The sequence below is a fragment of the Actinophytocola algeriensis genome (assembly GCF_014203735.1).
GTDB lineage: Bacteria > Actinomycetota > Actinomycetes > Mycobacteriales > Pseudonocardiaceae > Actinophytocola > Actinophytocola algeriensis.
Genome location: NZ_JACHJQ010000006.1, coordinates 410,369 through 424,066 on the forward strand (window position 1 = coordinate 410,369; position 13,698 = coordinate 424,066).

A 13,698-nucleotide genomic window follows, 5' to 3' on the forward strand; every position below is an offset into this window, starting at 1 on the left:
GGCGCCTCCTCCCGGACCATGCTGCCACGGAAGGATTTCGGTCAGGACTCGCCGACCACGGCCCGGTCGTCGAGGTCCACGGGCACACGCGCCGGTTCGAGCCACTCGCGCATGGTGGGCGGCAGCCGCTTCTCCAGCCCGTACGGCTCCAGGTGCGCGGCGAACACCTCGTCGAACGCCCGCTCGATGCTCTCGTCGTCCCACGTGTCGCGTTCCAGCACGGGTGCCTTGAAGTACGGCTGGCCCACGATGTGCAGCTGCGGCCCGTTGCACCGGATCACCTGCCCGGTGACGCCGCGCGAGCGGTCGCCGAGCAGGAACGTCACCAGCGGCGCGACCTTCTCCGGGGTCCGGTCGGGCGGGCAGTTGCGTAACGACCGCTCGCAGCCGAGCACCATGCGGGTGTGGGCGAGCGGGCACACGGCGTTGACGCGGATCCCCGCCACCTCCAGGTCCAGCGCCCACGAGTAGGTCAGCGACGCGACAGCGCCCTTGGTCGCCGCGTAGGTGCCGCGGGCGCGCTGGCCGAGCGCGGCGCCGGAGGAGATGTTGACGATCGACCCGCCGCGGCCCATGGCGCGCATCGCGGCCAGCCCGGTGTAGATCACGCCGAGGAGGTTGACCTCCACCAGCTCCTTCACCAGCCGGGGGTCCTCGTCCCACGGCAGGACCGCGTAGTTCAGCCCCGCGTTGTTGACGAGGCCGTCGACCCGGCCGTACTCGGCGACGCACTGGTCGACGAGCGCCTGCGCCTCGTCCGCGTCGGCCACCGAGTGCGCGCTGACGACAGCGCGGCCACCGTCGGCCCTGACCAAGGCCGTGGTCTCGGCCGCGAGGCCCCCGTCCACGTCGTTGACCACGACCGCGGCGCCGGTACTCGCGGCGTGCCGCGCGAACGCCCGCCCGAGCCCCTGTCCGGCCCCGGTCACCACCACAGCTCGCCCGTCCAACGACGTCATCGTCCGCTCCCCACGGTCGCACCCTCCCGATGCCTCCAGTGTCCATCCGGGACCACCCGCCTGCCCGTGTCCTCGACGGGAGGTCGGCTCGGTGCGGTCAACGCACACCGGGCACTTCGGCAGGGCCTTACGTCCCGGCGTAACGACCAGCGGTACACCTCGTGCGACGACCGGCCATGTCCGCCGGTCAAGGACGGCGTAACGTCGAGCGGGTGACGAGTGCGGAGTTGCTCCTCGACGCGTTCGGACGGATCAAGGAGGTCGTCCACGACGCCGTCGAAGGACTCACGGAAGACCAGCTCACCCACCGGCCGGAACCGTCGGCGAACTCCATCGCCTGGCTGGTGTGGCACCTGACGCGCATCCAGGACGACCACGTCGCCGGCGTCGCGGGCACCGAGCAGACCTGGCCCGACTGGGCCGACCGCTTCGGCCTGCCGTTCCGCCGGCACGACACCGGCTACGGCCACGACGCCGCCGCCGTCGGCGCGGTGCGGGTCCCCGCCGACCTGCTCCTTGCCTACCACGACGCCACCCACGCACGGACCGTCGAGTACGTTTCCGGTATCGCCGACGGTGATCTCGCGCGCGTCGTGGACGAGCACTGGGAACCGCCGGTGACGCTGGGGGTCCGGCTGATCAGCGTCGTCTCGGACGACCTGCAGCACGCCGGGCAGGCCGCGTACGTGCGCGGGCTGCTGTCCCGTTAGGCAGCCGGACTGGGGCGGGTGAGCATGGGACACGGCCGACGGTGGCGCAGGAAACGCCAGGACTGGCTCACACGGGATCTGGACAACGCCGAGTTCACGCTGAAACTGACGCGCTGGCTCGCGGCGAGGTGGTCCCGGCACGACTTCGACGTGGGTTCCGTGCTGCTCGACTACGCGCGCAGGCTGACCGAGGCGGGCCGCCGCGAGGAGGCGCTCGCGGCGCTGAACGAGTCGATCGCCATCGGCAACCGGCACATCCAGGAGAAACCGCTGCGCTACGCGCCGAACATGGCCGCCGCGCTGCTGACCAAGGCGCACCTGCTGGCCGACCTGAACCGCATCGACGAGGCCCTGTCGTCGGTGACCGGCGCGGTGGACATCTTCCGCACCCTCACCCCGACCGACCCGGAGCGCTTCGAGCCGGTGCTGTTCGCCGCGCTCACGTCGCTCGGCTTCTGGCGCCACCAGCGCGGTGACCTCGACGCGGCGCTCCCCGCCTTCCGCGACGCCGCCGCACTGGCCCCGAAGCTCCCGGCCACGCGGGACGGCGACCGGGCGATGGCCCTGCACAACTACGGGGCCGTGCTGCACAAGCTGGGCCAGTCGAAGGAAGGGCTCCCGTACCTCGAGCAGGCGGTGGGCATCCGCAGGCGACTGGTCAAGGAGGACCGGGAGCGGTTCGAGCGGGACCTGGTGCTGTCGCTGCGGAACTACGAGCAGTCGCTGTCCGCCGTGGGGCGGTACGTGGAGGCCATCGAGGTCGTGGAGGAACTGTCCGCGCTGGCAGGCAGGTCGAGCCGCGCGAAGGAGAACGATCCGGGCTCGACGTAGTCCACTACGCCGAGGTCAACCGCGCCAGCGCCGCGGCCGACGGCGAGCCCGGCTCGGCGTAGAAGACCGCCAGCCGCTGTCCGTCGTCCGGCAGGATCAGCAGGTCGGCGACGTTGTCGCGGGCTTTCCGCCGCCAGTCGGCGAACAACGCGCGCACCCGAGGGTCGAGGAAGACCAGGCGGGCCCAGTCGGGCCGGTCCGTGACGTCGAGATGCGGGGCGAGCTCTTCGCGGCGCAGCCCTGGCACGCGGCGCCGCTCGCCGAAGTCGTCCAGGCCCACGTCGGCGGGTGTGAGCCGCGCCCGCCCGATGATCGCCACCCTCGACGCCATGGACATCCTGGTGATCGGTGCGAGTGGGACGATCGGCCGCGCGGTGACGGCGGCCGTGACGGGACGCGGCCACACGGTGCTTGCCGCGTTCCGGTCGACCGGGACTGACATCGCGGACCCCGGCACGGTGCCGTCGCTCGATGTCGATGCGGTCGTCTGTTGTGCGGCGAGCGGTGGGCTGACCCGGATCGACGGTGGCACGGACGACGAGTTCCTGCGCGGTCTGCACGACAAGCTGGTTGGTCAGCTGCCGCTGGTCCGCCGCGCGGTCCGGTGCCTGCGGGACGGGGGCTCGGTCACGCTGACCGCCGGCCGGTTCACCGAGCCGACGAAACGTCGCAGGCCATGGGTCGTGCGGGCGGCACACCAGCCGCCGACGTGGCCGTTCGGTACGTCCAGGCCGTCGAGGATCGGACCCTCAACGGAGCCACGCTGACGTAGTCGCAAATTTTCTGAATCACGTCAAGTTCTTGCATTGAGTCTACCGACTGTTGCATGCTGCTTACAGCTCTGGCACCCCTGCTGTCTCAAAGAAGAGAAGACGCCATGACACGTATGCGGCTCTCCCGGCTCGTCGCCGGGTTCCTCGCGGCGGGGCTTTCCGTCGCCGGGGTCTCGTTCGCCTCCGCGGCCAGTGGTCCATCCCAGGACACCACCACCGCCCAACCCAGACCCGTCGCCCTCGCGGACGTGCCGTTGACCCGTTCGGTGTCGGCGAGCAGCGCGCTGCCCGGCTACCCCGTCGCCAACGCGGTCGACGGGAACCAGGCCACCTACTGGGAGTCCACCAACAACGCCTTCCCCCAGTGGATCCAGGCCGACCTCGGCTCCACGAAAGCCCTGTCCAGGATCGTGCTGAAACTCCCAGCCAACTGGGAGTCCCGCACGCAGACGCTGACCGTGCGAGGCAGCAACGACGGCACGTCGTTCTCCGACCTGGCCGCCGCGCGCGGGTACGCGTTCACCCCGAGCGCCAACACGGTCACCATCCCCCTGACCACCTCGGCCCGCTACGTGCGCCTGAACATCACCGCGAACACGCAGTGGCCTGCCGCGCAGCTCTCGGAGTTCGAGCTGTACGGGCCGGACAGCGGGGACACGCAGGCACCGTCGGCGCCCGCGAACCTCGCGCTGACCGAACCCGGCTCCGGGCAGATCCGGCTGGCCTGGTCGGCGGCGACCGACAACGTCGGGGTCACCGGCTACACCGTCTACCGCGACGGCGCGCCGGTCACCACGATCACCGGCACCACGTTCACCGAGACCCGGCCCGCGGGCACGCGGATCGAGTACTTCGTGCGGGCCAGGGACGCGGCGGGCAACGAGTCCGCCGACAGCAACCACGTCGTGCGGGCCGGGCCCATCGCGGGCGCGAACCTCGCCGCCGGCAAGCCCATCGAGGCGTCGTCGACGGTCCACTCGTTCGTCGCCGCCAACGCCAACGACGGCAACACCGGCACTTACTGGGAGTCCGCCGCCGGCTACCCGAACACGCTGACCGTCAAGCTCGGTGCCAACGCCGAGCTCGAGCAGGTCGTCGTGAAACTCAACCCGGACCCGATCTGGGGCGCGCGGACGCAGAACTTCGAGGTGCTCGGCCGTGACCAGGGCGCGACCGGCTTCACCTCGCTGAAGGCGCGGGCCGACCACCGCTTCGACCCGGCCACCAACCAGAACTCGGTGACCATCCCGGTCAGCGGGCGCGCGGCGGACGTGCGGCTGCAGTTCTTCGCCAACACCGGCGCACCGGGCGGGCAGGTCGCGGAGTTCCAGGTGATCGGCACCCCGGCACCGAACCCGGACCTGGTCGTCACCGGCACCACCTGGACCCCGGCGAACCCGACGGAGACCAGCCAGATCGCGGTGTCGGCGACCGTGCGGAACTCCGGATCCGCCGCCGCGGGCGCCACGACCGTGAACGTCAGCCTCGGCGGCACGGTCGTCGGGAACGCGGCCGTCGGCGCGCTCGCCGCGGGCGCGTCCACCACGGTGACCGTGAGCGCGGGCACCCGGCCGCAGGGCAGCTACCCGGTGGCCGCGACCGTCGACCCGGCCAACACGGTGGTCGAGCAGAACGACACCAACAACACGTTCACCTCACCGACGCCGCTCGTGGTCGCGCAGTCGCCGGGACCGGACCTCGAGGTCACCGGCATCACGTCGAACCCGCCGAACCCGGCGGTCGGCCAGGCGGTGTCGTTCACCGTGGCGGTGCACAACCGAGGGACGAGCGGCGCGGGCGCCTCGGTGACCCGGCTGAGCGTCGGCGGCACCACGCTGAACGGCAACACGGGCACGATCGCGGCAGGCGCCACGGCCACCGTCGCGATGTCGGGCACGTGGACCGCGACCAACGGCGGCGCGACGCTGACCGCGACGGCCGACGCGACGAACACGGTCGCGGAGACCAACGAGTCCAACAACGGGCTCTCGCGGGCGATCGTGGTCGGCCGCGGCGCGGCGGTGCCGTACGTCGAGTACGAGGCGGAGGCCGCGCAGTACCAGGGCCAGCTCGTGGAGGCCGACCCGCTGCGCACGTTCGGGCACACCAACTTCGGCACCGAGTCGTCGGGCCGCAAGTCGGTGCGGCTGAACAGCCAGGGCCAGTACGTCGAGTTCACGTCGACGAACCAGGCGAACTCGATCGTCGTGCGGAACTCGATCCCCGACGCCCCTGGCGGTGGTGGGCAGGACGCGACGATCAGCCTGTACGCCAACGGCACGTTCGTGCAGAAGCTGACGCTGTCGTCGAAGCACAGCTGGCTGTACGGCAACACCGACGACCCCGAGGGCCTGACGAACACGCCGCAGGGTGACGCGCGACGGCTGTTCGACGAGTCGCACGCGCTGCTGTCTCAGTCGTACCCGGCGGGCACGAAGTTCCGGCTGCAGCGCGACAGCGGTGACAACGCATCGTTCTACATCATCGACCTGATCGACCTCGAGCAGGTCGCACCGGCCGCGAGCAAACCGGCGAACTGCACGTCGATCACCGAGTACGGCGCGGTGCCGAACGACGGGAACGACGACACGGCGGCGATCCAGCGCGCGGTGACCGACGACCAGAACGGCGTGATCAGCTGCGTGTGGATCCCGGCCGGCCAGTGGCGGCAGGAGCAGAAGATCCTGACCGACGACCCGACCGTGCCCAACGGCGGTGGCCAGTACAACCAGGTCGGCATCTCCAACGTGACCATCCGCGGCGCGGGCATGTGGCACTCGCAGCTGTACACGCTGACCCAGCCCCAAAACGCGGGCGGCATCAACCACCCGCACGAGGGCAACTTCGGGTTCGACATCGACAAGAACACGCAGATCTCGGACATCGCGATCTTCGGTTCCGGCCGGATCCGCGGTGGGGACGGCGGCGCCGAGGGCGGCGTCGGCCTCAACGGGCGGTTCGGCACCGGCACGAAGATCACGAACGTGTGGATCGAGCACGCGAACGTCGGTGCCTGGGTCGGCCGGGACTACAGCAACAAGCCGGAGCTGTGGGGCCCCGGCGACGGGCTGGAGTTCAGCGGTGTGCGGATCCGCAACACCTACGCCGACGGCATCAACTTCACGAACGGCACGCGGAACTCGAAGGTGTTCAACTCGTCGTTCCGCACCACCGGCGACGACTCGCTCGCCGTGTGGGCCAACCAGTACGTGAAGGACACGTCGGTCGACGTCGCGCACGACAACGTGTTCACCAACAACACCATCCAGCTCCCGTGGCGCGCGAACGGCATCGCGATCTACGGCGGCTACGGCAACAAGATCGAGAACAACCTCATCTACGACACGATGAACTACCCGGGCATCATGCTGGCGACGGACCACGACCCGTTGCCGTTCTCCGGGCAGACGCTGATCGCGAACAACGCCCTGTACCGCTGCGGCGGTGTGTTCTGGAACGAGGACCAGGAGTTCGGCGCGATCACGTTCTTCGCGCAGGGCCGGGACATCCCCGGGGTCACGCTGCGGGACACGGAGATCCACGACTCGACCTATGACGGCATCCAGTTCAAGACGGGTGGCGGCAACGTGCCGAACGTGGCGATCACCAACGTGAAGATCGACAAGTCGAACAACGGCGCCGGCATCCTCGCGATGAGCGGGGCACGTGGCAGCGCCAACCTGACGAACGTCACGATCACGAACTCGGCCGACGGGAACATCCTCGTCCAGCCGGGCTCGCAGTTCGTCATCAACGGGGCGCAGGTCCCGGCGGTGGCGGCCGCACCTGGCCGCCGCGGCACCCGGTAGCCGGAGGGGAAACCGGTCCTGGGCCGGGGTGGATGGTGACCGCCCCGGCACGGGACCGGCCCTCGCATTCCTGTTCCGGCCCGATGTAGAAACGGCGCCGGTGACTTCGTCGTGTCTGTGTAAGGGGAGAACACGACACCTCGGAGGACACCATGACCACCGCATTGCCACCCGTGGTCGACCTGGCCACCTGGCAGGCCGCCCGCGACGAACTGCTGGTCCGCGAGAAGGCCCACACCCGCGAGGGCGACGCCATCGCCGCGGCCCGCCGACGGCTGCCGATGGTCGAGTTCGACGGCACCGTCGAGGTCGTCGGACCCGACGGCCCGGTCCCGTTCCTGAACCTGTTCCAGGGCCGCGACGAGCTCGTGGTCTACAAGCACATGTGGTACGACGGCGCACCGCACCAGGGGCAGTGCGAAGGCTGCACCACCACGGCCTGGCACCTCCCCGACGCCTCCTACCTCAACGCCCGCGGCGTCTCCTTCGCCGTCCTGACCACCGGCCGCTGGGACGAGGTGGCCGGCTACGTCGAGTTCATGGGCTACACCCAGCCCTGGTACTCGGTCCGCGACGTGGACGGGCCGGCGGGCGGCAGCATGGGTTACCTGACCAGCTACCTGCGCGACGGCGATCGCGTGTTCCTCACCTACTCCACGACGGCCCGCGGCAACGAGCGGGTCAACGGGTCACTGGGCCTGCTCGACATGACGCCCCACGGCCGCCGCGAGGCGTGGGAGGACAACCCCGATGGCTGGCCGGAGGGGCGGACCTTCCAGCCCGACGGCGGCAGGCCGAACGGCTCGTGCTGGTACTGGCGCACGGACGCCGACGGGAACGCCGACTGGGGCCCCACCAGCCGCCCCGTGCCGCAGTGGACCCGCCCCGGCGCCACGCCCGTGGAGACGCTTGGCCGGAAGGATCGCCACTTCCACAGCTGACGCCTTCGTCCGACCCACTCCGGTCGCATCGTAGGATCCGACCACGAAGATCGACTTCGACTCCTGGTGAGCCGTCATCGAGCGCGCACGGGCCGCGGCCGGGGACCGGGCGGAGGACCTCAACCCGCCGGACGACCCGCTGCCCGGCGCGCTCGTCGACGAGCTGGCCACGCTCACCCCGGCCGAGCTGGTCGACTGGTACGTCGGCCACGTCCAGGTCGCCGAGCGTCGAGGACGACGACGCGAACCGGCGCGATCTCCCCGACTGGCGGCCCTGTTCGGGTGACGTGGCCCGGTGCGGTGGGTCAGCGGTGCTGGTCGGCTGCCTCCTGTACCCGGGCCACGTGCTTGTCCCACCACGCCGTGTCGCCCGTGTCCTCGTGGTCCTTACCCGCCCGGCCGTCGATCATCTCCCGGACGATGTCGGCGTGCCCCGCGTGCTGGGCGGTCTCCGCGACCACACGCACGAGCAGGTGCCCGAGGGTCGTCGTGCGGCGCTCCTCCGGCCACCACGCGACCGTCGCGGGCGCGTCGAGCCCGAACTGCTCCAGCGACTCGTCCGAGTGCTGCCACGCCCGCCGGTACAGCCCGACGAGGTACTCCCGGCTCTCCTCCGGTAACGCCCACATGTCCGCGCTGTCCCAGATCGACTCGTCGGTCCACGGCATGGGCACCGGCGCGCTCCGCCCCACACACTCACCGAGGTAGCCGAACTCGATCCCGGCCAGGTGCTTGACGAGCCCCAGCAGGTTGGTGGCAGTGGGCGTCATCGGTCGGCGGATGTCGTACTCCGACAGCCCGGCCAACGACGCGACCATCGCGTCGCGGCCCTGCTGGAGGTACTGGCGCAGGTCAGCGGTAATCATGCGGCCAGGCTAGATCGCACCACCGACAAAACCGCTGGCCGCGTCCACCTGCGGCGGGCGGCCCTTCATCACCGCGAACGTTACGAAGGGGCCCTTCATCACACCGGACGTCACGAAGGGGCCCTTCATCACGGTGAGCACAACGAAGGGCCCCTTCATCGCACCGGACGTCACGAAGGCGTCCTTCATCGCACCGGACGTCACGAAGGCGTCCTTCATCGCACCGGACGTCACGAAGGCGTCCTTCATCGCACCACTCCCGAGGCTGCCTGCCAAACCAACCCCGTTGCCAACCCAAGGCCATCCCGGAGACCTGCCCCTCCGGCGAGGAGGCCCGTCCGGCAGCACACCCGCCCGGCGAGGACAAACCCCGCCGGGCAAGAACTTCCGCCAAGAACAACACCCGACCGGGCCAGAAACTAACGAGCAGACCCCGCGAGCTCGGGAACAAGATTCAACACCCGATCGAGTGCCATCATCATGAGCGGACGGGTCACCACACTGGTGTTCGCCCGGATCTGGAGCGAGCTGCCGAGGGCGGCGCAGCGCTCGTGGTGCGCCAGTAACACGGCCAGACCCGCGGACCCGATGAACGTGAGTCCCGTCAGGTCCACCACGACCGGGGCCGGTGGCACGACGATCGCCTCCGCCTGGTCGAGCTGGGCCGACAGCCTCGGCGCGGTCAGCATGTCCAGCTCGCCGCCCGCCTGAACCACCACCGACAGGTTGTCGACGGTCCGCTGCACCCACAGCACATCATCGATCTCGGTCACAACGACCTCCACTGGATGGCGCGAGCCTTGGGGGAGACGGTCGAGCATAGTCGAGGTTCGCGCCCGGGCGCGAGCCCAGTTTTGCCGTGGTCACCACGATTCCGGAACATCACCCGTCTGGAGGAAGATCGCACGGCGAAACCCGCACGCCGGGGTGTATTCAGTCCATTTCGGACTGTCACCCGCCGCCACGGTACGGGACTTCCCCGCCCCCAACGTGGAACGGATTCACATCGGGGACTCCGGTGCGGATTCCGTCGCGCAAGCCGGTCCACAGCATGGAATCCCGCCAGACGGCTCATTGACACCGGCCGCCGTACCGGGTCCTATGGACGACGTGCCCCAGGTCGCGCTCACGAGGCGTCGCCACGTGGACTTCGCCATCGTGGCGGCCCAAGGCTGTGCCGGTTTCGCCCTGCCAGCCGTTGCCGACCCCTGCGAGGTGCACCCGTGTCGTTGCCCACCCCGACCATCGTCGTCCACCTGAACATCGAGCTCCCCAGACACCCGGACACGCTCGCCGCGCTGTCCGAACTGCTGCACTCGGTCGCCGAGCTGCCCGGCGTCGCGGTGACGCAGCAGGCGGTCCCCGAGCTGCCCTACCCCCGCTCGTCCACAGCGGACGCCGTGGACGAGCGGCTGCGGATCGTGCCCTACTCGCGGACCGTGCTGCGCCGCGGCAGGCCGATCCCGCTGACCAGGCTGGAGTTCGACCTGCTGCTGTACCTCACGCAGCGGCCGAAGCGGGTGCTGCCGCGCCGCACGCTGATGGCCGAGGTGTGGGGCATCGACGAGCCGTTGAACAGCAGGACCGTGGACGTCCACATCAGACGGTTGCGGGACAAGCTCGGCCCGGACCGGCCGCGGATCACGACCGTGCGCGGGGTCGGCTACCGCTTCGACGGCCCGCAGGACGTGGTCATCGAGTCGGCACCGGAGTGGGCGGTGGTGTGACGGCGGCACCGCCGCAGAGGCAGACCGCGCACGCGTCGACGAACACGCGGATGGCGGACCGGTCGTCAGCGGTCCGCCACGCGATGGCCAGTTCGCTCGGCGGCAGCCCGGTGACCGGCAGGAACACCACGTCGTCGCGGCAGTAGATCCCGGCGTTGCCCGCCGACAGCAGCGCGACGCCCAGCCCGGACGCGACGGCCTCGAACGCGACCTCCGCACGCCCGGCCAGCGGGTGGCCGGCGGCCAGCGCGACCCAGCGGTCCTCGGTGGCGACGACCCGCCAGGACAGCCCGCTCTCGGGCACGGGCAGCCACGCGACCGCGACGTCGACCTCCCGGCGCGCGAGCCCCCGACCCGCTGACGCACCTGGCGTTCGTGGCCGCCGTGACGACCACGATCCGCCTCGGCACGGCGATCCTGATCCTGCCGCAGCGCAACCCGGTGGTCCTCGCGAAGCAGGCGGCGAGCCTGGACGTGCTGAGCGGCGGCCGGTTCAGCCTCGGCGTGGGCGCGGGGCACCTCGAGCCGGAGCCGGCCGCCGTCGGCGTCGACCTCGCCCACGCGCGGCAGGCGCACCGACGAGTACCTGGACGCCATGCACTCGCTGTGGCACGACCCGGCGGGCCGCGGACCGGTACGCGGAGCTGGGCGTCGACCACCTCGTCGTGTACCCGCTGCCGCTGGCGGAGCCCACCGCCGTAATTCGCTTTCTCGAACAGCACGCTGATCTACGATCACGACTGTGGCATCACTAACCGCTTTGTACCAGGCACTGCCGATCTCGAGCGAGCACATCCGCGTCGGGAGCCAGTCAGGCTGCGGCGGCATCGCGGCGGCACGCATCGATCTCGCGGCCGCGCAGACCTACGAGTTCGTGGACGCCACCCCGCCGCCGCGCGAGAACGACATGTACGAGGACCAGGAGCTGGTCGACTTCTGCGTCACGAACGTGCGCGAGGGCATCGAGGAGGAGTTCTACGCACTGTTCGGGAAGCTGCCCACGGTGCGGGTGGTGCTGCACAAGGTGCTGCCGCACGCGGTCGACTCCAACGAGATGATCAACAGGCATGCCGGGCGGACCGTGGTGCGGCTGGCGTTGCGGAACGTGGGGCTGGACGACGTGCCCAGCCCCACGTCCAGTCACAAGGTCATACGCCCGCGACCGACTGGATCCAGCTCCGGTACGACATGACGTTCGTGTAGGCGGTGCGGGTGGCGCGGTCGCTGGTCGACGCGACGCCCACCTGCTTCCCGCTCGCGAACATCGGGCCGCCGGAGTCGCCGCCCGCGGTGATGCCGTTGATCCGCTGCGCGCAGATCGCGACACCGCCGGTGTAGTCGCGGCAGCTCTCCGACGTGACGCGCACGTCGGCGTACTTCAGGTAGCGGGACTGGCAGTTGATCTCCGGCTGACCGGTGCACGTGGCGCCCCACCCGTAGACCTGGACCGTCTGGCCGACGGACACGGGATCCTCGCCGGTGCGCGGGAGCGGCGAGTAGGTCCCCGACACGCTGCGGTCGAGCCGCACGATCGCGAGGTCCGCCCGCGAGTGACGGGTGATCGCGACGCCGGTGGCGACCACGCCGCCGCTGGTCTGGTCGAGACTGCCGATCCGGAACGTGTACGTGCCCGAGCCGGACACGCAGTGCCGCGCGGTGAGGATGTACTGCGGCGCGATGATCGTCGCGGTGCAGTTCTGCTGCCCGTTGACGAACAGGCGCGCCGCCCACGGGGCGTTGGACGCGGTGCCACCGCCGATGATCATCGGAGTGGCGCCACCCGGCTCCGGCGGCGCGGCGACCGCCTGCGGGGCGGCCGTGGCGAGTGCGAGTGCGGCCCCGACCATCGCGAGGGCGACCTTGAACAGCTTCATATCCGGTTTCTCGATTCTGCGGTCCATAGACCGCGAGCAGGGGTGAATCGGGAAACCTCAGCTCACCATCCCTCCGCGCGAGCGGGCAAGGACGCGAACTTCCCAGAGTTACCGGCTATCCGGTGAGGAGGTCGAGCGCCAGCTTGCGTGCCTCGTCGCCGTTGTCAGCCCAGTGGGCGAGCGTACTGGGGTGCGTCCACGACTCGTGGACGCCGCTGACCTTGCCGTAGCCGTTGTCCAGCACCACGTGCGCCACCCCGGCGAGCAGCGCGAGGACGTGCCCGTGCAGCTTGTCCGTCACCAGCACTCGGCCCCGGCCGAGGATGTGCAGACCGCGCAGCACCCACCCGTGTCCGAGCGGTGCGAACGTGGCACCGAGCGGCCGCCACGCGTACCGCGCCCACCGCGCGTCGGACTGCGCGCGGGCACGCAGGAACACGTTGGCACGCCTGGCGATCCGGTGGTCGAGACGCCACTCCGGCTCGTCGGGCTGCTCGTGGATCCACTCCACCACGCTGCCGGTGACCCCGTCCGGCAGACCACCGTGGTCGACGTGCTCCGGGTCGCCCGGCACGCGGTGCAGCCACAACACGTCCGCACGCGGCGTGCCGGGAAGAGGCAGCTCTCCGAGCCCGAACGCCATGTCCGGCACCAGGCGCACGTCCGCGTCGAACTCGCGGGCCGCGATCTCCTGGCTGCGGTGCTCGCGTACCAGCAACGTCACGTCGCCGTGCTCGGCGACGAGGCGGCGCACCCGGTCGAGGTTCTGGCGCTCGCGGAAGTGGATGCTCTGCGGCAGCTGCACGAGCCGCCGGTCCCGCAACGTCGACAGCAGGTGCTCACGCAACCCCTGCTGCCCCTGGTACAGGTCGCCGAAGTTGCCGCCCCCGTTGAGAAGCACGGGCCCGTCGGGCACCGCGCGCCGCAGCGCCGCCGCCGAGAACGTGTCCCACGCGCACTGGTACCCGACCCGCACGCCGATGCGCCGCAGCGCGGCCCTGGTGCCGAGCCAGATGGCCGGGTCGCCGGGGTTGCCGTGGTTGGGAAAGTTGACGAGCGCGACCCGGCGGGCGCCGCGCAGCACCGCGCGGAGCGCATCGTCCACTTCCGAGCGCAGGCTCGCGATCAGTGCGGAGTCTGGGTTGGACACACGCCGCAGCCTAGAGGCAGTCGAGCACCGACCGCGGCGGACGGTCCGCCCCGACGAC

14 protein-coding genes and 2 pseudogenes are annotated in these 13,698 nt (G+C 70.6%); 8 read left to right on the forward strand and 8 right to left on the reverse strand.

Annotated features, from left to right (window positions below):
- Positions 1–41 precede the first annotated feature (41 nt).
- Positions 42–959, reverse strand: coding sequence for an SDR family NAD(P)-dependent oxidoreductase (locus FHR82_RS28835; RefSeq protein WP_184813701.1), 918 nt, complete (start codon positions 957–959; stop codon positions 42–44).
- Between the two features lie 212 nt (positions 960–1,171).
- Here FHR82_RS28835 and FHR82_RS28840 point away from each other — a divergent pair, with 212 nt between their 5' ends.
- Entirely contained in the window at positions 1,172–1,669 is a 498-nt protein-coding gene (locus FHR82_RS28840) for a mycothiol transferase (RefSeq protein ID WP_311771324.1), read from the forward strand.
- Between the two features lie 24 nt (positions 1,670–1,693).
- Positions 1,694–2,500, forward strand: coding sequence for a tetratricopeptide repeat protein (locus FHR82_RS28845; RefSeq protein WP_184813703.1), 807 nt, complete (start codon positions 1,694–1,696; stop codon positions 2,498–2,500).
- A 4-nt stretch (positions 2,501–2,504) separates the two neighbouring features.
- Here FHR82_RS28845 and FHR82_RS28850 read toward each other — a convergent pair whose 3' ends face one another.
- Positions 2,505–2,831, reverse strand: a complete 327-nt coding sequence (locus tag FHR82_RS28850) for a hypothetical protein (protein ID WP_184814186.1) — start codon at positions 2,829–2,831, stop codon at positions 2,505–2,507.
- On the opposite strand from FHR82_RS28850, the gene FHR82_RS28855 reads away from it, so the two are divergent.
- From FHR82_RS28855 to FHR82_RS28865, 3 genes are all read left to right on the forward strand, one after another.
- Positions 2,830–3,267, forward strand: coding sequence for a Rossmann-fold NAD(P)-binding domain-containing protein (locus FHR82_RS28855; protein WP_225943910.1), 438 nt, complete (start codon positions 2,830–2,832; stop codon positions 3,265–3,267). The genes FHR82_RS28850 and FHR82_RS28855 overlap by 2 nt on opposite strands.
- 119 nt (positions 3,268–3,386) lie before the next feature.
- The gene (locus FHR82_RS28860) at positions 3,387–7,082 is read left to right on the forward strand and encodes a CARDB domain-containing protein (RefSeq protein ID WP_221464476.1); all 3,696 of its coding nucleotides are present in this window, start codon (positions 3,387–3,389) and stop codon (positions 7,080–7,082) included.
- A gap of 152 nt (positions 7,083–7,234) precedes the next feature.
- A complete protein-coding gene (locus tag FHR82_RS28865) occupies positions 7,235–8,023 on the forward strand; it encodes a DUF899 family protein (protein WP_184813705.1) in 789 nt (262 codons plus the stop codon).
- Between the two features lie 305 nt (positions 8,024–8,328).
- Here FHR82_RS28865 and FHR82_RS28870 read toward each other — a convergent pair whose 3' ends face one another.
- The 3 genes from FHR82_RS28870 to FHR82_RS28880 all read right to left on the reverse strand — a co-directional run bounded on the left by FHR82_RS28870 (position 8,329) and on the right by FHR82_RS28880 (position 9,662).
- The gene (locus FHR82_RS28870) at positions 8,329–8,889 is read right to left on the reverse strand and encodes a DinB family protein (protein WP_184813706.1); all 561 of its coding nucleotides are present in this window, start codon (positions 8,887–8,889) and stop codon (positions 8,329–8,331) included.
- Positions 8,890–8,898: 9 nt separating this feature from the next.
- The gene (locus tag FHR82_RS28875) at positions 8,899–9,138 is read right to left on the reverse strand and encodes a hypothetical protein (protein WP_184813707.1); all 240 of its coding nucleotides are present in this window, start codon (positions 9,136–9,138) and stop codon (positions 8,899–8,901) included.
- Between the two features lie 170 nt (positions 9,139–9,308).
- Positions 9,309–9,662 (reverse strand): STAS domain-containing protein, encoded by a 354-nt coding sequence (locus tag FHR82_RS28880; RefSeq protein ID WP_184813708.1) that lies wholly within the window; start codon positions 9,660–9,662, stop codon positions 9,309–9,311.
- Between the two features lie 450 nt (positions 9,663–10,112).
- Here FHR82_RS28880 and FHR82_RS46555 point away from each other — a divergent pair, with 450 nt between their 5' ends.
- The gene (locus FHR82_RS46555) at positions 10,113–10,616 is read left to right on the forward strand and encodes a winged helix-turn-helix domain-containing protein (protein ID WP_311771325.1); all 504 of its coding nucleotides are present in this window, start codon (positions 10,113–10,115) and stop codon (positions 10,614–10,616) included.
- Here the strand turns inward: FHR82_RS46555 and FHR82_RS28890 are convergent.
- Positions 10,582–10,956 (reverse strand): annotated as a pseudogene (locus FHR82_RS28890) (LysR substrate-binding domain-containing protein); the annotation flags it as partial. The gene FHR82_RS46555 and the pseudogene FHR82_RS28890 overlap by 35 nt on opposite strands.
- 5 nt (positions 10,957–10,961) lie before the next feature.
- Here FHR82_RS28890 and FHR82_RS28895 point away from each other — a divergent pair.
- Together FHR82_RS28895 and FHR82_RS28900 are read left to right on the forward strand one after the other, a co-directional pair.
- Positions 10,962–11,318 (forward strand): annotated as a pseudogene (locus FHR82_RS28895) (LLM class flavin-dependent oxidoreductase); the annotation flags it as partial.
- 40 nt (positions 11,319–11,358) lie between these two features.
- Entirely contained in the window at positions 11,359–11,808 is a 450-nt protein-coding gene (locus tag FHR82_RS28900) for a hypothetical protein (RefSeq protein ID WP_184813710.1), read from the forward strand.
- Here the strand turns inward: FHR82_RS28900 and FHR82_RS28905 are convergent.
- Positions 11,765–12,490 (reverse strand): S1 family peptidase, encoded by a 726-nt coding sequence (locus FHR82_RS28905; protein ID WP_184813711.1) that lies wholly within the window; start codon positions 12,488–12,490, stop codon positions 11,765–11,767. The two genes, FHR82_RS28900 and FHR82_RS28905, sit on opposite strands and share 44 nt — an antisense overlap.
- 115 nt (positions 12,491–12,605) lie before the next feature.
- Positions 12,606–13,640 (reverse strand): polysaccharide pyruvyl transferase family protein, encoded by a 1,035-nt coding sequence (locus FHR82_RS28910; protein WP_184813712.1) that lies wholly within the window; start codon positions 13,638–13,640, stop codon positions 12,606–12,608.
- Positions 13,641–13,698: the final 58 nt, after the last annotated feature.